Annotated in this window: 21 protein-coding genes and 1 tRNA gene; 3 read left to right on the top strand and 19 right to left on the bottom strand. The window is 47.8% G+C overall.

Annotated elements, in window-relative coordinates:
• Positions 1-13 precede the first annotated feature (13 nt).
• Entirely contained in the window at positions 14-1867 is a 1854-nt protein-coding gene (gene prdA / locus FYJ65_RS00565; RefSeq protein WP_154553399.1) for a D-proline reductase (dithiol) proprotein PrdA, read from the bottom strand.
• Between the two features lie 167 nt (positions 1868-2034).
• Positions 2035-3381 (bottom strand): proline reductase-associated electron transfer protein PrdC, encoded by a 1347-nt coding sequence (gene prdC, locus FYJ65_RS00560; protein ID WP_154553398.1) that lies wholly within the window; start codon positions 3379-3381, stop codon positions 2035-2037.
• A 433-nt stretch (positions 3382-3814) separates the two neighbouring features.
• Between prdC and FYJ65_RS00555 the strand changes: the two genes are divergently transcribed.
• Positions 3815-4864, top strand: a complete 1050-nt coding sequence (locus tag FYJ65_RS00555) for a proline racemase family protein (RefSeq protein ID WP_154553397.1) — start codon at positions 3815-3817, stop codon at positions 4862-4864.
• A 172-nt stretch (positions 4865-5036) separates the two neighbouring features.
• On the opposite strand, the gene FYJ65_RS00550 is transcribed toward FYJ65_RS00555, so the two are convergent.
• Positions 5037-5456, bottom strand: coding sequence for a sugar transporter (locus FYJ65_RS00550; RefSeq protein WP_154553396.1), 420 nt, complete (start codon positions 5454-5456; stop codon positions 5037-5039).
• Between the two features lie 195 nt (positions 5457-5651).
• Here FYJ65_RS00550 and FYJ65_RS00545 point away from each other — a divergent pair.
• Together FYJ65_RS00545 and FYJ65_RS00540 are read left to right on the top strand one after the other, a co-directional pair.
• Positions 5652-5728 (top strand) — tRNA-Arg (locus FYJ65_RS00545).
• Between the two features lie 472 nt (positions 5729-6200).
• Positions 6201-6410 carry a hypothetical protein gene (locus tag FYJ65_RS00540; protein ID WP_154553395.1) on the top strand — a complete coding sequence of 70 codons (210 nt, stop codon included), beginning with the start codon at positions 6201-6203 and terminating at the stop codon, positions 6408-6410.
• Between the two features lie 235 nt (positions 6411-6645).
• Here the strand turns inward: FYJ65_RS00540 and FYJ65_RS00535 are convergent, their stop codons facing one another.
• The 16 genes from FYJ65_RS00535 to glmM form a co-directional block, all read right to left on the bottom strand.
• Positions 6646-8625, bottom strand: a complete 1980-nt coding sequence (locus FYJ65_RS00535; protein ID WP_154553394.1) for a fructose-1,6-bisphosphatase — start codon at positions 8623-8625, stop codon at positions 6646-6648.
• Positions 8626-8656: 31 nt separating this feature from the next.
• Positions 8657-9931, bottom strand: coding sequence for a UDP-N-acetylglucosamine 1-carboxyvinyltransferase (gene murA / locus FYJ65_RS00530; RefSeq protein ID WP_154553393.1), 1275 nt, complete (start codon positions 9929-9931; stop codon positions 8657-8659).
• A gap of 92 nt (positions 9932-10023) precedes the next feature.
• Positions 10024-10404 carry a hypothetical protein gene (locus FYJ65_RS00525; protein WP_154553392.1) on the bottom strand — a complete coding sequence of 127 codons (381 nt, stop codon included), beginning with the start codon at positions 10402-10404 and terminating at the stop codon, positions 10024-10026.
• 28 nt (positions 10405-10432) lie between these two features.
• The gene (locus tag FYJ65_RS00520; protein WP_154553391.1) at positions 10433-11212 is read right to left on the bottom strand and encodes a tRNA1(Val) (adenine(37)-N6)-methyltransferase; all 780 of its coding nucleotides are present in this window, start codon (positions 11210-11212) and stop codon (positions 10433-10435) included.
• Positions 11212-12135, bottom strand: coding sequence for a PSP1 domain-containing protein (locus FYJ65_RS00515; protein ID WP_154553390.1), 924 nt, complete (start codon positions 12133-12135; stop codon positions 11212-11214). The genes FYJ65_RS00520 and FYJ65_RS00515 overlap by 1 nt, the downstream gene beginning before the upstream one ends.
• 26 nt (positions 12136-12161) lie before the next feature.
• Positions 12162-12935 (bottom strand): hypothetical protein, encoded by a 774-nt coding sequence (locus FYJ65_RS00510; protein WP_154553389.1) that lies wholly within the window; start codon positions 12933-12935, stop codon positions 12162-12164.
• 3 nt (positions 12936-12938) lie between these two features.
• A complete protein-coding gene (tmk, locus tag FYJ65_RS00505) occupies positions 12939-13568 on the bottom strand; it encodes a dTMP kinase (protein ID WP_154553388.1) in 630 nt (209 codons plus the stop codon).
• Positions 13569-13570: 2 nt separating this feature from the next.
• A complete protein-coding gene (locus FYJ65_RS00500) occupies positions 13571-13726 on the bottom strand; it encodes a hypothetical protein (protein ID WP_154553387.1) in 156 nt (51 codons plus the stop codon).
• A gap of 169 nt (positions 13727-13895) precedes the next feature.
• Positions 13896-14927 (bottom strand): LCP family protein, encoded by a 1032-nt coding sequence (locus tag FYJ65_RS00495; RefSeq protein ID WP_154553386.1) that lies wholly within the window; start codon positions 14925-14927, stop codon positions 13896-13898.
• A gap of 84 nt (positions 14928-15011) precedes the next feature.
• A complete protein-coding gene (locus FYJ65_RS00490) occupies positions 15012-16433 on the bottom strand; it encodes a sugar transferase (protein WP_154553385.1) in 1422 nt (473 codons plus the stop codon).
• Positions 16434-16596: 163 nt separating this feature from the next.
• The gene (locus tag FYJ65_RS00485) at positions 16597-18570 is read right to left on the bottom strand and encodes a CHAP domain-containing protein (protein WP_154553383.1); all 1974 of its coding nucleotides are present in this window, start codon (positions 18568-18570) and stop codon (positions 16597-16599) included.
• A 142-nt stretch (positions 18571-18712) separates the two neighbouring features.
• Positions 18713-20431 carry a phospho-sugar mutase gene (locus FYJ65_RS00480; RefSeq protein ID WP_154553382.1) on the bottom strand — a complete coding sequence of 573 codons (1719 nt, stop codon included), beginning with the start codon at positions 20429-20431 and terminating at the stop codon, positions 18713-18715.
• Positions 20432-20464: 33 nt separating this feature from the next.
• Complete coding sequence (glmS, locus tag FYJ65_RS00475) at positions 20465-22300, bottom strand: glutamine--fructose-6-phosphate transaminase (isomerizing) (protein WP_154553381.1); 1836 nt, start codon at positions 22298-22300, stop codon at positions 20465-20467.
• 1 nt (position 22301) lies between these two features.
• On the bottom strand, positions 22302-23219 hold the full coding sequence (locus tag FYJ65_RS00470; protein ID WP_154553380.1) for a sugar phosphate nucleotidyltransferase: 918 nt from the start codon (positions 23217-23219) through the stop codon (positions 22302-22304).
• Positions 23220-23234: 15 nt separating this feature from the next.
• Positions 23235-24908: a glutamate--tRNA ligase gene (locus FYJ65_RS00465; protein ID WP_154553379.1), complete on the bottom strand. Its 1674-nt coding sequence runs from the start codon at positions 24906-24908 to the stop codon at positions 23235-23237.
• A gap of 3 nt (positions 24909-24911) precedes the next feature.
• Positions 24912-26264 (bottom strand): phosphoglucosamine mutase, encoded by a 1353-nt coding sequence (glmM, locus tag FYJ65_RS00460; protein WP_154553378.1) that lies wholly within the window; start codon positions 26262-26264, stop codon positions 24912-24914.
• Positions 26265-26266 lie beyond the last annotated feature (2 nt).

Genomic DNA, 26266 nt, shown 5'->3' with positions numbered 1-26266 from the left:
TCCTTACTATAGATTAGTCGTATTTAGCCTTTCTCTTCTCACTCATTGGCAGGCTCTGCTCGTTCTCAACCAGTTCGATCTTCTCGCCGGTAGCCTTCTCAATCAGCTCGACATTGTTCTGCTTAACGTTTGCGTTGTAGTGTCTTTCCGGAGCCTTGATTTCCTCGCCGGCCATCTTAGCCTTCAGCATAGCCAGTCCACGGATAGCATCCTCTTCGCAAAGAGTGTTGCAAGCCAGTACTTCGTTCTCGATACCGGACATGGACTTGTTGTTGTCTACCATTGCATCGCAGTACTTGTTGCCGGTTACCAGTGCACCCTGTACAGCGCAGAAGGAGAATCCAACAACCGGAATTCCTCTCTTACCAATCTGCTCGATGTGGGAAGTGAAGTCAACGTGGTTATTTCCGAATCCTTCGGTTGTAACGAAAGCACCGTCAACGTTCATGGATTCAACCATCTGTCCCAGTCTTCTGGATACATAGAACTTATCGGTGTTAGCCTGTGGGGAACCAACGAAGATAACGCCTACGCAGTCAACGTCTTCATCGTGTACAGCGCCCAGTACCAGCGGCTCTCTCCAGTAGTGTCTGGACATTTCCTTGGAAGCCGGTCCGATGCATGTCAGAGCGTGGATACAACCATCCAGTACTTCCAGTGGGTTAGCAGCTACAGGAACGTTACCCAGGTCTACGTTTGGCTTAGCGCCCAGAACGCCAACCGGCTCAGTTGGGAACAGGAAGTTATCGTGCATTGCACCCTGACCCATGATTTCCTTAACTACTACAATCTTCTTCTTACCAGGGTGTCTGGTCTGCTGCAGAACCTGAGTATCAACAACCTGCTCATCGGTCAGGTCTCTTCTCATAGCTTCTCTGATTTCAGAAGTTACGTGGTCAACTGCAGTATGGATTGCGATAGGTCCCGGTCTCTCCATGTTCTTCTTTCTGTCGATAACGGCTTCATACTTAATCATGATTTCGCCCTTATCTACAGCACCCGGACGGCCCCACTGCATGTTCTCGTCGAGGTAACCCTCGGAAGAACCGAACTCACCAACCTGAACGCCTTCTTCGGTAACACCGGTTACAACGGTAACTACGCCGTCCAGAACCATGGTCTCACCTTCGCCCAGCTCCATGTCGGTATCTGCCTTACAAGCGATTGGCTGAATGTCCATTACGGTCTGAGAGTATGTGTGATACTGATCCGGGTTGATGATTTCAACCTTCATGCTCTGAACCAGAGCCTGAGCATCTGCACCTTCGGTAGCTGCTGCTTCACGAACGTACAGGGTAGTACCCTCAATCTTTGTCTCGTCACCAAGAACAACCTTGTCGATCTTGTAGTGCTTTCTGGTCATCTCTCTTACGACAACTTCTTCCTCTTCAGCTGCTGCTGCTGCTGCCGGAGCTGCTACTGCTGCCGGTGCTACTGCTGCTGCCGGAGCTGCTGCGCCTGCACCAACGCCTGCCGGGATTTCGATGTCGATGTTCTTACCTTCTCCGATGTGGAGTTTGATTGTGCCACCTGCTGCTGCAACCGGAGCTGCTGCAACCGGAGCTGCTGCTTCTTCTGCAGGAGCTTCTTCCTCTGCTGCCTCTTCCTCTGCTGCATCGTACTTATCAACGATGTCCGGAGTGATTGGTGTCAGGGAATCTACAGTCTTAGTTAATTTCGATCCATTCAGAACCTGGCAAAGCTTAAGAGCGCCATCTGTGTTCAGAAGTCCGGAATCGATGAGGTCTGGGAAAATTGCCGGATCCTCAAAGTTCGCAGGCTCCAGAACTGTGCCTTCTTCTGCTCTGCAGCACAGTACTGCTGGGTCGTTCGCATGTTGTTTAGCTGTTTCAGCTGTGATTGACATATCGATCTTCCTCCTTAAAATGTTTTGCCTTGCATTTGCAAATATATATTTATCCACTCCGCCGCACCGACAATCGGGGTCTGCCGGTACAGCAAAGGAAAATAAATATCTACTTTTATATATAACTAGGGCAATGCAGCATTCACACTGCCCTAATTATTCAGAAATTAGTTGTTCTCTACGTTATCTACAACGTTGAGATCCTGATCCACGTGCTTGGATACTCTCAGAGTTCTGTACAGCGGGTGATCTACCGCTCTCATAACATGGTCAGTCATGTGCAGAACCTTCAGGCCCATCTTCGGACCGGATGCCATAACTGTGTTGGAGCAGTCAGAGCAGTTTCCGATGATGATGTATTCGCACTTATCCTTCTTGAACTGCAGGTTGTTTGCAACCTGGCCCGGGCAGTTACCCGGTCTCTCGCACTTTCTGGATCCGTTCGGCTGTTCCTGAGCCTGCTTGCAGTAGCACAGAGATACTTCTTTTGCATTGTACTTCTTTGCCAAATCACGCATTCTTTCCAGGTTTCCGCCACATGCACATACCAGAATTCCCAGGTTTGCTCCGTGGAGATCCATGAATGGCATGGATACCAGAATTGCTCCGGTATTCTTGCAAATCGGTTCGTCAACGGTGCAAGCTCTTCCGGTGAATGCACCACCCATGATGATTTCACCGTAGTCGCCATCGATGCCGCCGGCTCTTTCAATCAGAGAACCTACGCTGGTACCAACCGGTACGTCTACGAATACGTGAGCATCGTGACCGCCGTTCAGCTTGCCTCTTACGGTCAGGTTCTTCAGGAATGATGGCTTTCTTTCGTCGATTGCTTCTGCCACTCTTGCGCAGGTCTCACTGTTGATTACAACGGCTTTTGCTGCGCTTGGGAGCTGGCTTGGCTCCAGTTCGATACCGAGACATTCTCTTACAACGGCTCTTTCTTCACCCATCGGATAAATGTCCGGAAGCAGATGTCTCGAGATTGCCGGTTCATCTGCAAGAAGCTCGTCCAGCTTTACAATAGTATCGTGATGTTTCTTCTTAATAGCGATGATTGCTTTGTCTGCTCCGGAGATCTCCATTGCATACTTGATACCCTTGATTACCTTCTCAGGCTCTCTGTCAAGCTGCTCAATGTTGTGAGCCAGTCCCGGTTCACACTCGGAAGCGTTAACCAGAATGTATCCATCTCCATCGAAGTGAGTGTCCAGCTTAATTCCGGTCGGGAATCCTGCTCCTCCCATTCCGACAACACCGGCTGCCTTAACCATTTCCAGCGGTGTTCCTTCCGGAATCTTCTCATAATCTTCACTCTGCTCTTCATCTGGTTTGATGATGATTCTGTCTTCTAATACATCTTCAACAACACCGTCAGCGCTGGAGAAAATGTTTGCTCCAAGACCTGTTGGCTCAGCGATCAGAGTACCTCTTCTGACTTTGTCACCCTTCTTGACAACCGGTGCACAAGGCTTACCAACATGTTGTCTTAACAGAATTTGTAAATTTTCCATGACACAATCTCTCCTTAAATTATTTCCTGAATTGGCAATTACTTGAATCTCATTACAAATTATCGCCCTTTTACATAATGAATATTATCACAGAATTCTATTCAAATCAACGATATAATAAATCCCAGCATTGAAAAACTCTATAATTCATTATTTCTCATTTTACTTTTCTATTCCTTTATTTTAAGGGGTTTCCGACGGTATCCTCGGACGCTTTTACCATTTTTTTATTCTTGTTTGTTAAATAACTGTTAGATAATCCCTATGATTCGTATCATGAAGTTTTATCATGATACGCATTTGTTATTGTTATGCTGACATTATAAATTGTGATATTGACATTGTGAAATTCTCGTCTATAATGAGATTATAAATTGTAGATTATTTAACCTACATCATTTACAAGCGACCTAATCTAAGGAGGTATTTAGCTATGGCATTTGAACCTAAGGTAAACATTGATCTGTATACCGATCATGTTAGAACAATCGAAGCACACACATCCGGTGAGTACTGCAGAGTTGCTCTTGATTGCCCTGAAACGAAGGGAAACACAATGATTGAAAAGAAGCACTATCTGGAGAAGCACCACGATGATTTCAGAACCATGCTGATGCACGAGCCTCGTGGACATCACGATATGTTCGGTGCTATTCTGTGCGAGCCAATTCACGAAGAAGCAGACTTCGGTATCTTCTTCCTGGATGCAGGCGGCTGGCTGAACATGTGCGGTCACTGCTCCATCGGTGCGGCAACCGTTATTCTGGAAGCCGGACTCATGGAAATGAAGGAGCCACAGACAACCGTTAAGTTGGATGCTCCTGCCGGAGTAATCACTCTGGTTGCAGACTGCAAAGACGGCAAGGTTACCGGCGTAACCCTGACTAACGTACCTGCTTTCGTATACAAGAAAGACCTGAAGCTGGAATACCAGGGCAAGGAAGTAACTTATGACCTGTCCTTCGGCGGATCCTTCTTCATCATGGTTGACACCGAGAAGAACTTCGGCATCAAGGTTGGTCCGGACACTGCAAAGTTCCTCAAGGACTTCTCCAGCTATGCTCTTCAGGAAGTTAACAAGACTGTTGAAATTCAGCACCCTGAACTGGACATCACAACTGCAGACCTGGTTGAGAACTACTCCACCGTTGATAATCCGGAACCGGATATGCTGACCCTGAGAAACCTGGTAGTATTCGGAGATCCTAAGGATCCTCAGCTGGATCGTTCCCCATGCGGAACCGGTACTTCTGCAAAGCAGGCTCTCCTGCACTCCCTGGGCGAACTGGACGTAGATGTTCCATTCACTTATGAATCCTTCATCAGCACCAAGTTCATCGGCAGAATCCTGAAAGAAACCAAGGTTGGCGATTATGACGCTGTTATCCCAACTGTTAAGGGCGCTGCTTACCTCTGCGGTCAGGCAACTTGGTTCTGCGATCCGGACGATCCAATGACCAAGGGCTTCGTTGTTCCTCAGTAAACGACATTTTTAAACCGTAACAAAATCGGTCAGACTCATCGAGTCTGACCGATTTCTTTTGCAACGATTATCGATAAAATTATATTTCTCATGCAAGCAAAACCGGCTGCAATCACACAGCCGGCCCTAAGGAGTTGTATCGCATTTGTTATTACCCCGAATAATCCCCCCCTTACAGTGGGAACTCAATTGCGATGTCTTTACCTTCTCCAATATAAAGCTTCAGAACGCCGCCTGCAGCTTTCATTGTTACACCGCTTACAGAACCAGCAACAGCCGGTGCAGCAACTTCTGTGCTTTCCTCTTCTTCTGCTTCCTCTTCTGCCTCATCTGCAACCTCATCGTACTTATCAATGATATCCGGTGTAATCGGTGTCAGAGAATCAACAGTCTTGGTCAGTGTGGAACCATTCAGAACCTGTCCAAGTTTCAGAGCGCCATCTACGTTCAGAAGGCCGGTATCAATCAGGTCCGGGAAGATTGCCGGATCCTCAAAGTTTGCCGGTTCCAATTTAGTTCCTGCTTCTGCTCTGCAGCACAGTACTGCCGGATCGTTCTTGTGCGCTGCTGCGGTTTCTGCTGTAATAGACATAATAAAAACCCTCCATTCATTTTTCTATCTTACGGTTATATAGTAGCACACATGGAGCACTTCGTTACATTGAAAAAATCTATCACAATAAGTAATGATATAGGTTTTCTTTAAACAAAATGTGATTTTTAATATTTTTCTGATTTTTATGTTGACATATTACCAATACTGCGATATACTAAATAAGTCGGTTGAGCGCCCATAGCTCAATTGGATAGAGTAGCACACTACGAATGTGAAGGTTCGGGGTTCGAGTCCCTGTGGGCGCACCAAGTCGAGACAGATGTCTCGGCTTTTTTATTTTTTTGATATTTGAGTCCAACGAACCGGACGGAATGAAGACGGCAACAATCAACAACTATTTAATTATGTGAACTATGTACAGTAGCGGAAAACAAAGCAATTAAAAGGTTCTTCACTTTTTTCTCGGGGATTGCCTTTTATATAAGGTAAACATTCTTTTCTTAATGATGGACATGAGCGTGTTGGCGTGGACATGCCCGCAAAGCCTTTATCCTCCGTCAGAGCACGCCAACAATTGAATCTCATTAGCAGGTATCCGGCGCAAATTTTGGCGTGGGCATGCCCGCAAACCCTTGTATCTCTGTCGGGGCACGCCAACAACCGAATCTCATTAGCAGGTATCCGGCGCAAATGTTGGCGTGGGCATGCCCGCAAACCCTTGGAGCTCCGACGGGACACGCCAACATGCTCAGGATTTTCCCGGCCCGCCGGTGCCCAAGAATGAAAGAACCTGCATCCGGAAAGCAATCTCAGCTTGACGATGAGATTGCTTTCCGGATGCAGGTTTGCTCTTTTGTTAAAATCCCCGAGAAAAAAGTGAAGAACCAATTAAAAAGCCGGGAAATAATCCCGGCTTGCTGTTATCTGAGAAATTTTCCACCCTTGCAATTTAATCTTGCAAGATCCATGCATATTTTAACCGGTGCATAAATTATAAAAAATACAATCATTAGCACAGTTTCGATGGTATCCCATTTGTTATACTGTCACATGATCTTGAACAATTGACTTCATTTTGCACTTTCTCAACAGGAAGCATCATTTTTCAGCAAATTTATTTACAGCTTATTTCTGTTGTTCTTGTACAAAAGCATAAAATAATAAATGCACATTACGAAAAGTGCTCCACCCAGTATTGTTGTCAATTTACTCATTTCGCTCACCTCTAATTCTTTGAATAATACTTGCCTTTTTTCGGATACACTTCTTTAATACTGCCTTTCCGATAAGCTTGCAACAACTGTTCCAAATCGTCAATCTGCTCCCGAATCGCCTTTCCGTTATCCGTGTCCACAATCAGCATGCGCTGCGGAAGGGTATATACGGTCTGAATAACCGGATTGTTGAATTCTTGAGTGCCGTCCGGACGCAGCGGCTGATACGGCTGGTGTTCCGACAGAGCCATGAAACGAGAATTGAAGATAAACGTGTATCCCGCAATTCCGGTGGTCTTCTGGTACGCTTTGGAAATGCCGCCGTCGATGACGTACAGCATTCCGCCGCCCTTGATTGGGCTTTCGCCGTCCTTGATTTTTACCGGAACGTGACCGTTCAATATTTTTCCATGGGAAGCGTCCAGGCCGAAGTCCCGAATCATCTTCACACAGATGTCCTTCTGGTTGATTAAGCGATAGTACGGTACAACATGCTCTTTGTGGGTCGCTTTGTCCGCAATGAACAAGCGCTCGAAGGTAGTCATTTTATCCTTGCCGAACAGCGGAGAATCCGGTCCCAGCCACAGATACCACATGAGGTTCGCCGCTTCCGCCCGAGTCTTTCCCTTCGGCGGATTGAAATACGCATCCCGAAGCTCCTTATCCAGGTACTCCATCAACTTCGCCCCGTGTTGGGTAATTCCGTTGATGGTTACATCCCGAAATTCGCCATCCTCAGTAAAAGGAATACATCCGTGGAACATCAGGTTTCCGTTCAGAGTTTTGTACAGTGCACCGTGGCTGTACAGGAACTGGATGTGCTCCTGCAGCTTATCCGAACGGAGAATCGATGCCTCCAGGGCAATCATAACTTCTTCCTCTTCCGGACTCAGTCGGTACGGATCCGCCGGATCGATGGTCGGCAGATTGGCATCCTTCAGCGGATATACGGTTCCCTCCACTTCCACGGTGCCGTTCTCAAAATCAATTTTATCCAGAAGCAAACGCTTTTCCAGATGCATCTCCGGGTGCGCCTGAATAATCTGACCTTCAATTTTGAACTGACAGATGGCAATCATTTTGTGCATCTTCGCCGCCAAGTCTTCCGGAATCGGATCGAATCTGTTTTTATCCAATACGTGCGGCCAAAATGCCTTGCATTCGTCGTCTTTGTAAATTTTTTCCGCCAGGGTTGCCAACGGCCGCAGATTGATGCCGTAACCGTACTCCAGCATATCAAAGTTGTTGTAGCTTACATTCATCCGAATGATGTTCGCAATGCACGCCCAGTTTCCGCAAGCGGCACCCATCCAAACCACATCGTGATTTCCCCACTGGATATCCACATTTCGGTGAGTCATCAGAAAATCCATAATCAGGTGAGGCTTCGGTCCACGGTCGAAAATATCGCCGATGATATGGAGATGATCCACCGCCAAAGAGCTGATGGTGCGGGCAAATTCCACAATCATGGTTTCGGCCGAGCGGTACTCTACGATGGAATCGATAATTTCATTGTAATAATGGGTTCGATTCTCGTCATCGTCCGCAAAAAGAAGTTCGTCCATAGCATATCCGGAGTTGTCCGGCAGAATCCGACGTACTTTTGACCGGGTGTATTTACTGGATACGGATCGGCAGATAATGACCAGCCGATAAATTGCGGATTTGCACCATGCATCGAAATCCTTCTCGGATTTTTTTCTCCGTTTGATTTCTGCAACCGGATCGTAGATTAACGCCGCCAGGGACTCCCGTTCCGCTTCGCTGAGCATTCCGGAGAAGTGCTCGTCGATTTTCATCTTGATGGTACCGGAAGCACTTCGAACAAAGTATTGAAACGCATCGTACTCTCCGTGCAAGTCGCTGAGGAAGTATTCTGTACCCTTTGGAAGGGCCAGAATGGCTCTCAGATTGATTATTTCCGCCTTCACCGAACGATGGTTCGGATATTTTTCTGCCAGCATCTGCAGGTATTTACTATCTGTCATCTAAACCTCCACTACTTCTATTGAAGAAAAATTAATCTTCCTCCACACGCATGAGATCTCCGCCAATACCCTTAAACTTCTGCACAAAATTTTCATATCCTCTTTCGATATGGTAGATTTCGCTTACCTCTGTGGTTCCCGTCGCAACCAATCCGGCCAAAACCATAGCCGCCCCTGCTCTCAAATCGGTTGCACGAACTTTTGCCCCATGAAGCTTCTTTCCGCCCGGCACAAATGCCTCCCGGCTTTCCGTAGTAATATCCGCTCCCATTCGGTTCAATTCCACCACATGCATGAAACGGTTCTCAAATACCGTCTCCCGCACGATACTCTGTCCGTGTACCGTGGTGAGGAATGTCATGAACGGAGACTGGATATCCGTCGGGAAGCCCGGATACGGAAGTGTCTTGATGTCTGTAGCCACCAGTTCCCCTTCTCTGGCATCTACGTAAATTCCATCATCCTGAACTTCTACTTTTACACCGCATTCTTTCAGCTTTGCAATAATCGGACGCACGTGCCCCGGTATCCCATTCTGCACCAGCACGTCGCCGCGGGTAATCGCTGCCGCCAGCATAAAAGTTCCAGTCTCAATCCGGTCCGGAATAACGGTATGAATCGATCCGGACAGAGATTCCACGCCGGTGATTCGGATGGTATCCGTTCCGGCGCCTTTAATCTTCGCACCCATCTTGTTCAGCTGATTGGCCAAATCGACGATTTCCGGCTCTTTTGCCGCATTCTCAATAATCGTCACATTCTTCGCCAGGGTTGCCGCCATCAGGATATTTTCCGTCGCTCCTACGCTTGGAAAGTCCAGGTAAATGGCATCTCCCACCAAGCCGTCCGGTCCTGCGGTAAGAATTACATGTTCTTTATCCTCATCGAATTCCACCGTTGCGCCCAGCGCACGGAATCCCTTTAGGTGGAGATCGATCGGACGTTTTCCGATGGAGCATCCGCCCGGCATCGGCATGACGCATTTGCCGCAGCGAGCCAGCAGCGGCCCCATCACCATGGTAGAAGCACGCATTTCACTTACCAGTTCTGAGTCTCCCACCGTGGTCTTAATCTCCTTTGCCGTAACGGAAATCACGCCAGGAGACAGCTCCTCTACTTCTGCGCCGAAGCTCTTGAGCATCTCCCGCATTACTTTTACATCCGCCAAATCCGGAACATCCTCAATCCGGCAGGTATCGCCGGTCAAAAGGGTTGCCGCCATTAACGGAAGAACCGCATTCTTCGCACCACTGATTTGCACCGTTCCATGAAGTGGACCGCTTTCATTCACAAGAATTTTTGCCATTTCTTCTCCTTATTTTTAATATAAAATGATTTATTTATAAAAATAATATTTACAAAATTGTTTATTCGTATCGCTGCAATGTCCCGTAAAATCTATCTTTTTCGGGACTTCCGAGCATTTGCGCGGCTGAATGCCGCTTCTTCCTTTCGGGAGCGTTTTTTCGCTCGATGAGACCGAATGGCTGCCGCTCCGGTACCCACACTGGCCACCTTTCCGATCAGCGATGAATTCTCGTGCACCGTTTCCACAATTCCCATCATGGTATCCGCTGCATTATCGATAACGCCATCAATGACTTCCGTCTTCTCTGCGGCAATCTTCGAAATCCGGTTGGCATCATCCAGAATATCATCCACCTTTCGAAGCGTTTCCTTCAGCCTTGCCGCCAAAACGATTAGATAGATTACCAGAATAATGGTCATCACGATCAATCCGATAATCAGTGCATCTGTGAGATTCAGCGAAACATTCATTCCACATTCCTCCTTTTGAATTATATCATTAGTTGGATTCCCCTTCGTCTTCACGATTTCTTTCGTAAATCCGTTGAATCAAATCTGAATACCTTCCATCTTTTTCTCGAACGTGAATTGGCGGAAGAACCCGAAGCTCCGAATTTGCTCCTTTTACCCCGTGTATCAGCAGGATATTCGGCTTTGTCTCGGGAAATGGCATCACCAACTGAAGTTCTTTGGGTTCCATGCCTTGGGCCCGCATGGAACAGCAGATGTCCACCAATCGGTCCGGCCGGTGCACCATGAAGAATTCCCCTTCTCGGTCCAGCTGTGTCGCTGCGGCTCGAATAAAATCATCCAAATCCGCACTGGTTTCATGCCTTGCAATGTACTTTGCGGAAGCATCGTTGGGAATAGCTCCGCCCCGTCTGAAGTACGGCGGATTCGTCACCACCGCATTGAATTTCTCGGGAAGGGCGGTTTCACCTATGGATGCTACATCGGCTGCTCGAATTTGGATTCGCTCTTCCAGATGATTGATCCTCGCATTGCGGCGCGCCCGCTCCGCTTCCTTTGTCTGGATTTCCATCCCCAGCATGGTGCTTTCGGGAATCTTATGGGATAGAATCAACGAAACGATCCCGTTTCCGCATCCCAATTCCAGAATACGAGGCGCTCTTCGCCGCTTCATTCCTCGGCCGCCGGTTTCCCCCGCCGTAAAGCCGACCAAAAGAACCGCATCTACTCCGTAGCGAAACCCGTTTCCCTGTATCAATTTCATTCCACCGAAGCCGATGGAATCCATCGTTTCCAATTCTTTATTCATTAATCTCTTGTTAGTTTTTCCAGTTCCTTCATGGTCTCCGGATCCACGTTGTTCTGTTCGTTCCGGGACTTCTTGTGGGACTTTTTATCCGTTCTGCGCACTTCCTGTTTGAAGTAAGTGCGTACTTCCTGAGAAAGCGGTGTTTCCTTAGCATCCTTGTCCTTGGATTTTTCGAACAGACGTACATTGACGCTGCCTTCAAAAAGGTTGACTGCCGTCACCTTTCCCGGGCCGTCCGGCGTTACCACCTGTTCGCCTTCATTCGGCATACCCTTCCGCAGCTCCTGATAGGTCTTGTTTTCGAAATTCAGGCAACACATCAGGCGTCCGCAAGATCCGGAGATTTTGGATGGATTCAGAGATAAATTCTGCTGCTTTGCCATCTTGATGGACACAGGCTGAAAATCATGAAGCCATCTGCTGCAGCAGAACGGTCTTCCGCAAATGCCGATTCCGCCCAGCATGCGTGCTTCATCTCTCACGCCGATCTGGCGTAGCTCAATCCGCATCCGGAAATGTGCCGCCAAATCCTTTACCAATTCTCGGAAATCAATTCTGCCTTCTGCAGAAAAATAGAATATCACCTTGCTTCCGTCAATGGTATATTCCGCATCCACCAATTTCATCTCCAGCTTATGGTTGCGAATTTTCTCTTCACAGACCTTCATGGCGGATTCCCGCTTGTTCAAATTCTCCCGATACTTTGCTAAGTCGGCCTTTGTGGCATGACGTTCGATTTTTTTAAGAGGTGCGACGATTTCGCTGTCCTCCACTTTCCGGTTTTCAATGGAAATATGACCCATCTCCAGGCCGCGAGCGGTCTCCACGATAACCAGCTCTCCCATTTTGTATTCTTTCCCTTCCGGGTCAAAATAGTAGGTCTTGCTCGCTTTCACAAAACCCACGCCGACAATTTCTGTCATCTATTTCATTCCTCCGTTTCTATTCTCTATTCCCTTACTTCCAGAAAGAGTCTTTTCAGTGCATATTTCCAGTTCATACCCCCCATATGAAATTCTCCCAGAATATCCTTCCGCGTCTCTTCGATTCGCAGAACCGTTTCCAAGCGATGCTCTTTATGAGCCTCCCTTTCAATCACATCCAAGAATTTCAATGCATCGTCCGCAGTCTTTATTTTTTTGTCCACCATCTTCCGGTATTGAAAAAAATAATTTTGATTCCATATTTCTTCCAATGCCGAGGTTTCCGCCACATCCGGTTCTTCTGTTTCCCGAAGCAGCACGCAGCGGGACTGAATTGTTGGGAGCAGGTTATTCCGGTTTTCGGCCACGAGGAAAAACACCGTGCCCGGATAGGGTTCCTCCAAAGTCTTCAGAATCTTATTCTGAACGTCTTCCTTCAAGTCATCCGCATCCGGAATTACACCGATATTTCGTTCTCCATACGGATTCAGTCGTAGCCGATCCATGAATGGTTCGGTATCCCTCATCACATAGGTTACTTTGTTTGTTTTTGTTTTTCCCTCTTCCAGTTTGGATTTCTTCATGTAGATGACATCCTCGTGGCTTCCGGCAGCTACCCTTCTGCAGGCCTCACAGAGACCGCATGGACGTTGCTCCAAATTGGGATTCCGGCACAGAATTTCCTGAAGAATGTTGGTCATCAGCCGATCCCGAGTTTCTCCCGCCGGCGCCTCCAGTATGTATGCGTGCGCCATTCGGCCGTTCCACAGACTCTTCTTAATTTCCCCCAGGACATTCATCCGCTACTGTTCCTCCTCATCCAGCATCTGCTGCAAGTGTTTTCGAATTTCAGACTGTATGGTATCAATGCTTCGGGATGCATCCAGACGAATCACGCGATGGGGATTGGCCTGCCAGATTTTCAGATATCCTTCATAGACTCTGTAGTGAAAATCCAACTTCTCCCGCTCCATACGATCCTGCACACCTTTCCCGATTCGCCCGCGCCCTATTGCCGGATCCAAATCCATGAAAAAGGTTCTGTCCGGTTCCAGCCCAGCCGTGGCATACCGATTCACTTCCTGAACCGCATCGCCCAGGCCTCTTCCGTATCCCTGATACGCTACGCTGGAATCCACGAAACGATCGCAAATCACCACCTCGCCACGCTCCAGTGCCGGGCGAATCCGCTCCGCCACGTGCTGCGCTCTGGCCGCTGCGTAAATCATCATCTCGGTGGTATCGGACATTTCCGCATTTTCTTTGTCTAAAAGAATTTCGCGAAGCTTTTCGGATATACCGGTTCCGCCGGGTTCTCTCGTAAGAAGAACGGTTTTCCCCAGACTTTCCAAGTATTCCTTCATCATCTGAATCTGCGTTGTTTTTCCGGCGCCGTCCGGGCCTTCCAATGTGATAAAAATTCCTCTGCTCATGATTATTTCCTGTTTCCTTTCCGATTTGCTTCCGCTTTTCTCTCAACATTTTGATTTGTTTTGCGAAGTTCTATGGAGTATCTTTTCATTAATAACACTCCTAAAAATAGAATCGGTAAGGTCACCAGAACCGCAAATAAATATTTCAGCACCGTCATACTCTTTTTTCCTTCACAGAATAATTCATATTATTATACCATATGAAGCCTTCAATAGATAGCACGGATTCGATTTGCTCCGTTCCCTTCAGAATACAAAACGGACACCCACAGCAATTCACTGCGGATGTCCTGTCCTTCATGCTATTCTTTTTTTCCCGCCGCTTCGCTAATATCTGCTGGCAATTCGGCTAATTTCCTGCACGGTAGCGCTCGGTTCGTAGTCCGGTTCATTGAATACCTTCTGATGGAATTTCTTTACATCGCTCGCCAAATCCGTCGCCTGCACGTAGGACACGCCATCCACCATTCCGGCCGTCTTACTATACGGGAAGCCCTTGCTGTCGCCCACATTCAGTTTCTTCAGTTTCAACGCCAGACTCATCATATCCTTGTTGGACAGGTTCGTCTGAATCTCCGGCAGAATTGCACCGGCCACCTGATACAGGGTCTTTACGTCCATGCTCTTTGCCTTGGACAGAATCTTCTTAAATACGATTCTCATACGGTCGGTACGTTTGTAGTCGTCTCCCACACCCTTTCGAATTCGGCCATAGGAAACCGATGCACAGCCATCCAAAACCTGCTTGCCCGGTTTCTTTACGATTGTGTAGGATTTCTTTCCGACAATCTTCGCCGTTTCCTTGGTATATTTATTCAATTCATCGATTTCGTAGTCTTCTACGTTAATCTCCAGACCACCCATCTCATCTACCGCATCGGCAACGCCCTTGAAGTTCACCAGCGCATACTGATCGATGTCCAAATCCATCGCCCGGTTCAGGGATGCGATGGACATCTCGGTGCTTCCGTAATAGTGAGCATGAGTAATCTTGTCGTATGTAGAAGTATCTCCCATCTGAAGATAGGTATCACGATACACCGATGTTAACGTAATTTCATCTGTAGAATTGTTAATGGATGCAATCATAATCATATCCGTACGAGAATTCTTTACTTCACTCAAATCACGGGTATCTACACCCAAAAGCAAAATATTGGTATATCCATCTACTTCATGTCGGTAAAGATCTGCGGAACTCTTTAAATCTGCACGATTTACGGTATTCAGAATCTTTGTACCGGCCATTACAGCAGCGATTGCGCCAATCAACGCAATAATCAGAACAATCAACAGGGTATTGACGATTCGTCTTCCACGTCTCCTTCTGCGCGCTCTTGGACTTAACTTCTTTGCCATAAAATCTCCTCTCAGAAGTCTGAATAATCAAAAACTACCGTTTATTATATAACAGGCTTGCTTTTATTGCAAATATAACCTGCACTACTCGTCATCATCCAACGCCTTACGAATCTTCTCCACTTCATCTTCCTTCAGCTGTTCCAGTTCCTCCGCCTTGTCAAAGCCTTCGGTACTGTCCTTCTGGAAGAGAATTCGAATGGTTCGGAAAATCATCTTGATATCCAGCACCAAAGAATAATCTTCGATGTACATCAAGTCCAATCGCAGTTTATCGTAAGCCGATGTATTATACCTGCCGTAAATCTGTGCGTATCCGGTCAATCCGCCCTTTACCTTTTCGCGGTAAATGAATTCCGGGATTTCACGAGAGTACTTCTCCACGTGTTCCACCCGTTCCGGTCGAGGTCCGACAATGCTCATATCGCCCTTCAGAATGTTAAAGAGCTGTGGGAGCTCGTCGATTCGTGTGGCACGAATAATTCTTCCCACCTTTGTGATTCTCGGATCCTGATCCACCGCAGGAATCGGCTTATTGTATTTCTCCGCATCAACAATCATGCTGCGGAACTTGATTACATTGAAATGCTTTCCGTTGCGGGTAACCCGTTCCTGTCGGAAAAATACCGGACCGCCATCATCCAGCTTAATGAATATCGCTGTAATCAGCATAATCACCGATGCCGGAACCATGGCAATAAGGCAAAGCACCACGTCCATGGTGCGTTTTGTCATCCTCTGAGTTAAGGTTAATCCCTTTCCGTGTGTGATTACGATTGGTGTATCCAACAGGTTAAAGTCGTCTGCTCCACGAATGATAATATCGGAAATCTTCGGAACCACGTAAGCGTCAATCCCGTTAAAATAGCAGTATTTCAAGATATTATTTCTCTTCTTTCCCGGAAGATCGTTGATGATGACTCCATCATATCGATTAATCTCCGATAGGATATCGATGAAATCCGTATCTGCCGATATCGCCTTGGAAACATGATACTGGGATAACCGATTGTTGGCCTTGAATTGTAGCTTCAATGCGTTTTCCGTACCGTAAATCATCACCATGTTTTTCTTGGAATGAAGATGGAAATATATCTTCGTAAATAAGAAACAAGCGAGAATTGATGTCAGCAGCTGCACTCCTGTCAGCATCACCATCGGCATTACCGGAATCATTCCGTTTCCAATCAGCGACAGCTGCCAATATGAAATGAAATTGACCACGAAAATAGAAACGCCTTGGGAAATGACCACGTCCAGCCGCTTCAAATATCCCCAACGAAAACCTTCCGTCCACACAAATCCGATAATCAACAGAAGTGCATATACACCGGCAATTACAAATCTCCCCCGGTGCTGCAGTGGCGGAAACAGTGCCGCATCGTACTGGAAACGCCAGAAATAGAAATAAATCACCGATAGAACGGCGATTTCCGCGATGCACTCCAGCTTATCTACCACATCATTAACATATGAGTTATCTTTAATCTTATTTTTTTTATTCATATTCAGCTTTCACTCAAAGAATTTTATTCTATTGTATTATTATAACAATTTTCCGATGAAATACAAGAGGCGACCGTTCTCACCGCTGCTAAAACAGAAAATGGCTTCGGGAATTGTGGAAGTTCCCCGAAGCCATTCGTTATTATTTCAGCTGACTTTTCCATTATCGGATGACGCGCATAACGCCCTTAATCCAACTGTTTGTCAAGGAATAGGTTTTCTGCTTTACCTCTCCGTTCCGGGTACTGCCCGTATTTCCCTCAATGGTGGTTATGACATTTCCGGATACGGATTTTACCAAGCCCACGTGAGAACTGGATCCGAATATGATGATATCTCCGGCTTTCGCCTTATTGGCACTTACCCAGATTTTCTTCTTGTTCGCATAAGCAGAATAGGAAGGAACATAACCCAGATTGCCGTAGTCCTCAATATCCTTAATCAAGCTGTACAGGCCCGCCTTCTTGAAGCACCAGGTGACGAACGTTCCGCACCATGGAGTAGAGTCTCCATTCCGGAATTTCGTGCCGAAATACGCTTCCCAGTACTTCTTTCCGGTCTTGGTTCCCACTTCCTTCTGTGCAATCTTCATCAGCTCGGTTCCGGTAGTGGACTTCTGCGCCGTCAGAACGCCCTTGCTGTCCGCCTTATAGGTGGTTCCCCCGGTGGTGATTGTGGTGGAAACGGCGATTTTTCCGCCCTTCTTCACATAATACTTCTTGCCACTTACGGTAATCAATCCCTCCGTCGTCTTCACCGCTCCGGTGCCGTCAGCATAGTAATATGAGGAACCGTACTTAAACAGTCCGGTGCCCAGCTTTCCGCTGGCATATGCTTTATAAGTCTTGCCGTTCTTCGTGAAAGTATGTCCCCAGAAAATGGCTCCGCCCTTCTGGATGTAGTAGGTGCCTCCATCTACTACCAGAAAACCTTCCTTCGTCACGATTTCGCCCTTCTTGCCGGCATAGTACTTGGTTCCGGAATCTTCAAAAAATCCGGTTTTCAAAGTCCCGTCTGCATTTGCCATGTATTTCTTTGATCCGGCGGTAATCAGCCCGTTCATCGCCACGCTGCCATTCTTGTTCACGTAATAGTACTTCTTCTTGAAGCTTACCACACCCGCCTTGGATGCAATCGCTCCGTCCGAATCTGCATAGTAATACTTGCTTCCATACTTGAAGATTCCGGTTCCCAGACGACCATCTGCGAAGGCTTTATACTTTCTGCCCTTCACGGTAAAAGTATGTCCTAATTCAATTTTTCCGCCCTTCTGCACATAGTAACGGTTGCCCAAACACTCTACGAAACCGGCAGTGGTCTTTACCACGCCGTACTTATCCGCATAGAAACGGGCGGTGGTTCCATACTTAAACACACCGGTTCCCAGCTTTCCGGTGGAATATGCCTTATAGGTTTTTCCTTTTACCTTAAAGGTTCGTCCGCACTCCAGTCTTCCCGCATTCTTTGTAATGTAGTAACGGTACCCGTTCCAGCTAATAAATCCGGCCTTGGTGCGTACCACGCCGTTTTTGTCCGCATAGAAATGAGCCACCGTGCCGTATTTGAACACACCGGTGCCCAGCTTTCCGTTGCCGTAAGCTTTATAGGTCTTTCCGGACACCTTAAAGGTTCGACCGGTCATAATCTTTCCACCCTTTGTAACATAATATCGATATCCATCGCTGGTCACAAATCCGGCCGACTCACGAATCACACCCTTCGAGTCGGAATAGTAATGACTTCCGTCGTATTTATTTACTCCGTACAGCAGATGTCCGCTTTTATCAAAGCAATATTTCTTTCCGGAAATGGATTTGATCTCATCCTTATAATACTTTCCGGTTTTATAGAAATAATAGCGATATCCGCCGATGGAATGCCAACCCTTTGACATGTTCTTGGCTTTGGACGATGCAATCATTGAACGGCCTCTTACCGAAAAAGTCCGCATTCTGGCATTTCCGTCACTGTTAATCGCCCCATCGCTGTTAATGTTTCCATCGCTGTTGATGGCCGCTGCATCGCTGTTCAGCGCTCCGGTTGTTGCTGCATTTGCCGGAACAACAGTGAATAGGAGCAGTACTGTTGCCAAAGTCAGGCTTACTATTCTTTTTCCCAATTGTCTTCTCTTATTCATAATTATACCGCCTTAGTCAGTTTACCGATAAAAGCATTGTAACATTATCGGTAAACCGTTTCAAGATAAAATCAAAATAATTATTGGTTAACTCTCAATTCACCGCAAAAAAACAACGAGGCAAATGCCTCGCTGTCTGTTTCTATTTCTGATCCAATATCTCTCGGATATCCTGTATCAATTGCGCGGATACCGTATTCAGCCGACTTTCCGCCGCTGTTTTTTCGCCGTAGAAACCGAAATAAACCTTCAGTTTCGGTTCCGTACCGGATGGACGAATCGCAATCCAGTCCATATCGTTCAGCTCATAGATAAGCAGGTTGGACTCCGGCATCCGATCGATAAATGTCTTTACATCCCGGTAATAGAGATCTTTCCCCATTGCCCCCAACTTTCCGTTGAGCAGGCGATAATGATCCATGCATCGACGGATTTTCTCAGTACCTTCCGGCCCGGAACAATCGATGGAAACGTTTTTCTCCGCCGCATATCCGTACAGACGATAAATTGCCTTCAGCTGATCCATCAGGCACAGACCATAGGATTTGGAAACCGCCGCCATCTCCGCAATGGCCAAGCAAGCTGCTACCGCATCCTTATCTCTCACTTCGGAATGGAACATAAAGCCATTTCCTTCTTCAAAACCAAACCGGAATGTTCCGGTCTCCTCCGCTTCATGATTTCGAATGCACTCTGCAAAATGTCTGGAACCCGTTAAGGTTTCAATCAATTTCACATTGTATCGCTCTGCAATCACCCGTGCCAGATTTGAAGAAACTACGGAAGTAATGCAGTAATCGTTTTCCGAAAGCTCCCCTCTTGCACTCTTCGTCGCCAGAATGTATTCCATAAGCAGAAGGCCGATTTGATTGCCGGTGAGCATCTGATACCCGCCGTCATCATCCGGCACCGCAACACCCAATCGATCGGAATCCGGATCCGTTGCAATGATAACATCTGCGGCCACTGCTCTCGCATATTTCTTCGCGAGAGCAAAACTGTCCTCCCGTTCCGGATTCGGCACCTGAAGCGTTGGAAAATTACCGTCCGGCTTTTCCTGTTCCGACACCATAAATACGCGTCGGAATCCGTTTTCATTCAGCACTCGAAGAACCGGTTTCGCACCGGCACCGTTCAGCGGAGTGTACACAATTCGCAGACGTGCCTTGGAATCCTGAGATAATTTCTGGGAAATCTTCATACCGTGAAGCATCTCCATATAATCATCATCCCAATTCTTTCCAAGATATGTTACCTGTTCCTTCTGAACATAATCCTCCAGCGGCAGCATTTCCGCCAGATAATCCACTACATCCTCGAATTCCGGCATGCGTTCCTGAACCGCATTGGCTCCGGCCGGACTCAACTGTCCGCCGTCATTTCCATACACCTTGAACCCATTGTATTCCCGCGGATTGTGGGAAGCGGTGATCATTACACCGCCGGCGGTGCGATAATGGCGGATTCCGAAAGAGAGCATCGGAACCGGGCGCAGCCGATCGGAGAGGTATACTTTTATCCCTTCGCACGCCAACACCCTGGCCGTAATTTCAGCAAAATCTTTGGAATGATTCCGTGAATCGTAACACACGATAACCCCTTCTTCGGAAGCATCCGAAGCCTGAAGGCATGCCGCCAGTCCTTTAGCGGCGGACGCAACGGTGTAGATGTTGATTCGATTGGTACCGGCGCCCATCACTGCGCGAAGGCCTGCCGTACCAAAAGTAAGATTTTCACTGAATCGTTCCGTAATATCTTCCGGCGAGCTTATAATATTCAGTAGTTCCCGGCGAATCAGCGGGTCCACCTTCTTCGCATTTATCCATGCGGTGTATTTCTGAACTGCTCTGCTCTCTTCCATAGTATCATCCTTTCTAAGGCGTGATTTTTTTGTTTACTCTACCGTAACGCTCTTCGCCAAATTTCTCGGTTTGTCAATTTCGCAACCCTTCGCTTTGGCAACGTAATATGCGTACAACTGCAGCGGCACTACGCTAAGAAGAGGTGTTAACTCGTCTTTCGTTCTCGGAATATAGAATACCTCATCGGAATGCGCTTCAATTTCGCTGTTTCCTTCCTGCGCCAGAGAGATGATATGAGCGTTTCTCGCTTTGACTTCCTGAATATTGGAAACCATCTTATCAAACAATCTCTCCTGAGTAGCCAACGCCCATACGATGGTACGAGGTTCCATCAAGGCAATTGTACCGTGCTTCAACTCTCCTGCGGCAATCGCAAAGGAGTTGATATAGGAAATCTCCTTCAACTTGAGGGAGCCCTCATAAGCAACACTGGAATCCACCCCACGACCGATGTAGAACACCTGATCCCGATCATACAGACGATTTGCCAGTGCCTCAATTTCCGGTGCCATTTTCAGAACATCTTCCAGCTTACCAGAAATTGCCTCCAAATCCTGTACAAAATTGTCATATTCTTCCGCTGAAATGGCAACGTTCAAATCTGCAAAGAACAGTGCCAGCAGGTACATGCACACCAGCTGTGTCGTGTATGCCTTTGTGGATGCTACAGCAATCTCCGGTCCGGCCTGTGTGTAGAACACATCGTCACTTTCTCTTGCTACGGTGCTGCCCACTACATTGACAACGGACAGCACGCGAGCGCCTTTCCGTTTCGCTTCTCTCATGGCTTCCAAAGTGTCAGCCGTCTCTCCGGACTGGCTGATAGCGATGAACAGGGTATGTTCATCCACGAACGGATCCCGATAACGGAATTCGGAAGCGATATCCACTTCTACCGGAATTCGAGCCAGCTTCTCGATTACGTATCTTCCCACCAGACCGGCATGGTATGCGGTTCCGCAGGCAACGATTACGATTTTATTAATCTTCTCGAAGTCCTCCTTGGTGAGCTGTACGGTCTCCTGCAGGTGCACGCGGCCGTTATCGTCTAGGTTCCGGCTCAGGGTTTCTCGAATTGCCGTCGGCTGCTCGTAAATTTCTTTTAGCATGAAGTGATCGTATCCGCCCTTTTCAGCCGCACTGACATCCCAGTCCACATGCATCATCGGACGTTCAATCAAACGATCTTCTTCATCATAGATGTTAACGGCATCCTTTGTTAATACAACGGTATCCCCATTTTCTAGAAGGTATACGTCTTTGGTATATGCCAGAAGTGCAGAGAAGTCCGATGCTACAAAATTACAATTGTTTCCTAGGCCTACAATCAACGGTGCATTCTTTCGATATGCCACGAACTGGTCCGGCTGGTCTTTTGCCACTACGGCAATGGCATAGGTTCCCCTCATCTCCGAAATCGCCTGATCCAGCGCCTTTTTCAAGTCGTGATTCCGGTGATAGTACTTGCTGATCAGCATGGTTGCCACTTCTGTATCGGTCTCCGTGCGGAAAACCACACCTTCTTTTTCCAGCTCCGCCTTCAGCTCTACATAGTTCTCTACCGTTCCGTTGTGAACCACAGCGATGGTTCCGTCCATATCCATGTGCGGATGGGAGTTCAAATCCGACGGTGCTCCGTGAGTTGCCCAGCGAGTATGACCGATTCCAACATGTCCGCCCAGACGCTCCTCGCCAATCAGTTTTTCCAGGTTGCTGATGGCACCTACATGCTTTCTCAGTTCAATCTTTCCATGATTCACCACCGCGATTCCGGCTGAATCGTATCCACGATACTCCAGCTTCTTCAAGCCGTTAATGATGATATCCTGTGGTTCTTTTGTTCCGATATATCCTACAATGCCACACATATTATTCTCCTTTATTCCATAAATCCTGCGGATAGATTCCCTGCTGTTTCATTTCCGCAAGAGCATTTACCACGATCTCCCGGTCTTCCCGGTAGGTTACGCCATACCACTTATCTCCGGAATAGAGAACCTGCATGGAAGCTCTGTTGTTCTGAAGTTCGTCGTTTAGCATAGACGGCAGATAGATTTCACCCTTCATCGGGTTTTCTTCCAGCACCCGGTCCAGCGATTCCGCAAACCGTTCCTTCATTACCTGTACAAACGCAGTACCAAATCCCAGCAGATTCATGGATACCGGCGATCCTTCCGGAATCACCCGATCCGTTCCGCTGATGTCTTTTCCGTGAATTTTCCCATCTTCCCGGTATCCCACTTCTGTATGCTCCTCGATGTCGGTCAGCATACCTTCTGCCGCCCGGCAGATTCCACGGGAAACCGTTCCGTTATCGGATAAGGTATTCTCGATGGAAAAACCCACCATGCAGTGATGAGTGGCGTCTGCTTTCGACGTGAGATACTTGTAAATCAAGCGGAATGCTTCCGGTCCGTAGTAATCGTCAGCATTCAGCACCGCAAAAGGTGCATCGATGACATCTCTCGCAGCCAGCACCGCGTGTGCGGTCCCCCACGGTTTGGTCCGTCCTTCCGGAACGGCATAACCTGCCGGCAAATCCGTCAATTCTTGATGGACAAAATGAGTTTCGTACACCTTTCCGGCCCGTTCACCCACATGTTGGCGAAATGCTTCTTCAAAATCCTCTTTAATAATAAATACGACTCTTCGGAAACCGGCCCGATACGCATCGAACAGGGAAAAATCCATGATGATGTCCCCTTCTTTGCTAATTGGGTCAATTTGTTTGCTGCCGCCGTACCGGCTTCCCATTCCGGCGGCCATAATAACTAGTAACGGTTGCATGTCTTCTCCTTTCAGCTATCGGTTCAGCTCTGCTTCGATTCGAGCGCGAACCTTATTTTCCCCCATAATTTGCTGTATCGTCCACACATCCGGGGACTGGGAACGTCCCATCAGCGCGATTCGAATAACGGTACTAACATGTCCTACATGTCCTTTATATTCCTCCGGATTCTTCTTGTAATCCTTCGGTTTTGCTGCATAACCCTGATCCACGGCGATTTCACGAATCTTGTTGAACCAGTTTTCCTGATCGTCGTTGTGATCGTAACTGTCCAGATATGCCTGCAGAATATTCTTTCGATCGGCGGCCGCTTCTTCCGGATACTCATCTTCAATCTCAAAAGATTCGTCGAAGAAATATCCGATAAACGTCATAATCTGACGAGCGTAAATCAAATCCTTCCGCGGCTTCCGGTCTTCTCTGCCCAGATCCAGAATCTGTGTCAGAAAATCCATATCACGGAACACGTATTCATATTCCGGCGCAAATTCCTGCGACCAAGAATGCAGCCACTCTGCCAGCTTCGTCGCCGGGATGCGCAGCAAGGTGTCCTTGCTCACATCGTTCAGCTTATTCAAATCGAACAACGCGCCGGAGTTGCTCATCTTTTCCGTGGTAAAAGCAAACTCATCAATATCCGCATCCGGATTAGCCATTCTCCATTCCTCGTAATTGGAGTTCAGGATGGTCAGCAGATATTCCCGTACTGCTGCCGGATGATAACCCTGACTGCGGTAATAATCCAGTGATAATTCTGGATCCTTTCTCTTAGAAAGCTTTCTCTTGTTTCCGTCTTCTCCGATTTTCATCAGCTGAGCGGTGTGACAATAGGTTGGGAGCTCGAAGCCCAGCTTGTCAAACAGCTCTACGTGAATCGGCAGGGACGGAAGCCATTCCTCACCCCGGACCACATGGGTGGTTCTCATCAGGTGATCGTCCACCGCATGGGCAAAGTGATAAGTCGGAATGCCGGTGGTCTTGATGATTACGATATCCTGAAAGTTTTCCGGAACGTCCAGCTCACCGCGGATAGCATCCACCACCTTGGTTCTGCGAATGTCATCGCCGGCAGCATTCGGTACGCCGGAGGATTTCAGTCGGATGACGAAGTCATCGCCACGTTCCAGCCGTTCAGCGACTTCCTTTTGGAGCACCTCATCGGTCTCCCAATCTCTGTAGCGGGACCATTCGCCGTAGATTCCCGGAGCGATTTTCAGCTCTTCCTGTTTCTCCCGAATCTCGGAAATCTCCTCTTCGGAAAGGAAGCACGGATATGCTTTTCCCTCCGCAATCAATTTCTTTGCGTAGCAGCGATAGATTTCCCCTCTGTGGCTCTGGGTATAATCGCCGTAATCGCCCACATCACCATGTGCGGTAACCCCTTCATCGAACTGAATTCCGAAGAACGCCAAGGAGGAAATGATGGTTTCCACAGCATTCTCTACATATCTCTTGTCGTCCGTATCTTCAATACGAAGGTAGAAAACGCCTTCGCTCTGATGGGCCAGTCGTTCATCCACAAAGGCACCGTACAGATTTCCCAGGTGGATAAAACCGGTCGGACTCGGTCCCAGACGGGTAACTTTCGCTCCTTCCGGCAGATTTCTCTTCGGATACATTGCTTCATAATCTTCCGGCGTCCGGGTGATGTCCGGATAAATACGATTGCTTAATTCTACTGTGTTCATGTACTACTTCTCCCCAAATTTCTCTATAATCAGCTGTGCGATGTATTCCGCATCCGCTTTCAATTCTTCCGTATTTTCCCCTTCCAGCATTACGCGAATCAGTGGTTCTGTTCCGGATGGGCGAATCAGAACTCGGCCGACGCCTTCCAGTTTCTTTTCTACTTCCGCAATCCGTGCCTGCACGTCCGAATCGTCCATGGCTTCTTTCTTGTACTCCGGATTGACTTTTGCATTTACCAGTGCCTGCGGATAGATGACAATTTCCTCTCCCATCTCGCTGACTTTCTTTCCGGAAGCCTGAATGGCTTTGATGAACTGCAGAGAGGATAGCACGCCGTCACCAGTGGTAGTGTAATCCAGGAAAATCATATGTCCCGACTGTTCTCCTCCCAGAACGGATCCGGTCTTCAGCATGGATTCCAGCACGTATCGGTCGCCCACTCCGGTCACGTCAACGGAAATACCCTGTTTTTCCATGTATTTGTGAACCCCCAGGTTGCTCATTACCGTAGCCGTAATCTTGTTATCGTATAACTTGCCCTGCGACTTCAGCATCTTTCCGCAGATGCAAAGAACGTGGTCGCCGTTCAACACCTGACCCTTATCATCCACAACAATCAAACGATCGGCGTCACCGTCGTAGGCAAATCCCACATCGGCACCCACTTCTACCACCTTCTTCTGAAGGTTTTCCGGATGGGTGGAACCGCAATGCTCGTTGATATTGATTCCGTCCGGTGTATTGGAAAGCACGGTCACATCCGCACCCAGCGCCTTGTACACCGCCGGTGCAATCTGATAGGACGCGCCGTTTGCGGTGTCCAGTACAATTTTCATTCCATCCAGACGCGTATCGATGGTATTCAGCAAATCTTGCTTATATAAGCTAAAAGCATCTTCCACCGGTCTGCAGCGGCCCACGTGCTCGCCCACGTATTCCGGATGCTGGAATTCCTTGGCCAGGATGATGTCTTCGATTTTTTCTTCGATTCGATCGTCCAGCTTGAAACCCTTTCCGTTGAAAATCTTAATTCCGTTGTATTCAAAGGAATTATGCGATGCGGAGATTACCACTCCGGCATCTGCCTCGTAGTGCCGCACCAGGCGTGCCACTGCCGGGGTCGGCAGGACGCCCAGCTTGATTACGTCTCCGCCAACGGACATGATGCCCGCCGCCAATGCGTTTTCCAACAATTCACCGGAAATTCGAGTGTCCCTGCCAATCAGAAACACCGGACGATGATTTCCATTTCCCAGTACATAAGAAGCGGCTCTGCCGATTTCATATGCCAAAGTTGCGGTTAGTTCTTTGTTCGCCACTCCGCGAACGCCATCTGTTCCAAATAATCTACCCATTT

Origin of the sequence: Mogibacterium kristiansenii (assembly GCF_009695905.1) — a bacterium.
Classification (GTDB): domain Bacteria; phylum Bacillota; class Clostridia; order Peptostreptococcales; family Anaerovoracaceae; genus Mogibacterium_A; species Mogibacterium_A kristiansenii.
This window is presented reverse-complemented; position numbering and strand designations above follow the sequence as displayed.

Coding starts and splice junctions, on each gene's coding strand:
- FYJ65_RS00510 (WP_154553389.1), bottom strand. CDS start 12,935: ATGAATGTCCTGGGGGAAATTAAGAAGAGTCTGTGGAACGGCCGAATG.
- FYJ65_RS00485 (WP_154553383.1), bottom strand. CDS start 18,570: ATGAATAAGAGAAGACAATTGGGAAAAAGAATAGTAAGCCTGACTTTG.
- FYJ65_RS00465 (WP_154553379.1), bottom strand. CDS start 24,908: ATGAACACAGTAGAATTAAGCAATCGTATTTATCCGGACATCACCCGG.
- FYJ65_RS00515 (WP_154553390.1), bottom strand. CDS start 12,135: ATGACAGAAATTGTCGGCGTGGGTTTTGTGAAAGCGAGCAAGACCTAC.
- glmM (WP_154553378.1), bottom strand. CDS start 26,264: ATGGGTAGATTATTTGGAACAGATGGCGTTCGCGGAGTGGCGAACAAA.
- FYJ65_RS00500 (WP_154553387.1), bottom strand. CDS start 13,726: ATGACGGTGCTGAAATATTTATTTGCGGTTCTGGTGACCTTACCGATT.
- FYJ65_RS00495 (WP_154553386.1), bottom strand. CDS start 14,927: ATGGCAAAGAAGTTAAGTCCAAGAGCGCGCAGAAGGAGACGTGGAAGA.
- FYJ65_RS00470 (WP_154553380.1), bottom strand. CDS start 23,219: ATGCAACCGTTACTAGTTATTATGGCCGCCGGAATGGGAAGCCGGTAC.
- murA (WP_154553393.1), bottom strand. CDS start 9,931: ATGGCAAAAATTCTTGTGAATGAAAGCGGTCCACTTCATGGAACGGTG.
- FYJ65_RS00490 (WP_154553385.1), bottom strand. CDS start 16,433: ATGAATAAAAAAAATAAGATTAAAGATAACTCATATGTTAATGATGTG.
- FYJ65_RS00480 (WP_154553382.1), bottom strand. CDS start 20,431: ATGGAAGAGAGCAGAGCAGTTCAGAAATACACCGCATGGATAAATGCG.
- prdA (WP_154553399.1), bottom strand. CDS start 1,867: ATGTCAATCACAGCTGAAACAGCTAAACAACATGCGAACGACCCAGCA.
- FYJ65_RS00540 (WP_154553395.1), top strand. CDS start 6,201: ATGAAAGAACCTGCATCCGGAAAGCAATCTCAGCTTGACGATGAGATT.
- FYJ65_RS00555 (WP_154553397.1), top strand. CDS start 3,815: ATGGCATTTGAACCTAAGGTAAACATTGATCTGTATACCGATCATGTT.
- tmk (WP_154553388.1), bottom strand. CDS start 13,568: ATGAGCAGAGGAATTTTTATCACATTGGAAGGCCCGGACGGCGCCGGA.
- FYJ65_RS00520 (WP_154553391.1), bottom strand. CDS start 11,212: ATGAATAAAGAATTGGAAACGATGGATTCCATCGGCTTCGGTGGAATG.
- FYJ65_RS00550 (WP_154553396.1), bottom strand. CDS start 5,456: ATGTCTATTACAGCAGAAACCGCAGCAGCGCACAAGAACGATCCGGCA.
- FYJ65_RS00535 (WP_154553394.1), bottom strand. CDS start 8,625: ATGACAGATAGTAAATACCTGCAGATGCTGGCAGAAAAATATCCGAAC.
- FYJ65_RS00525 (WP_154553392.1), bottom strand. CDS start 10,404: ATGAATGTTTCGCTGAATCTCACAGATGCACTGATTATCGGATTGATC.
- prdC (WP_154553398.1), bottom strand. CDS start 3,381: ATGGAAAATTTACAAATTCTGTTAAGACAACATGTTGGTAAGCCTTGT.
- glmS (WP_154553381.1), bottom strand. CDS start 22,300: ATGTGTGGCATTGTAGGATATATCGGAACAAAAGAACCACAGGATATC.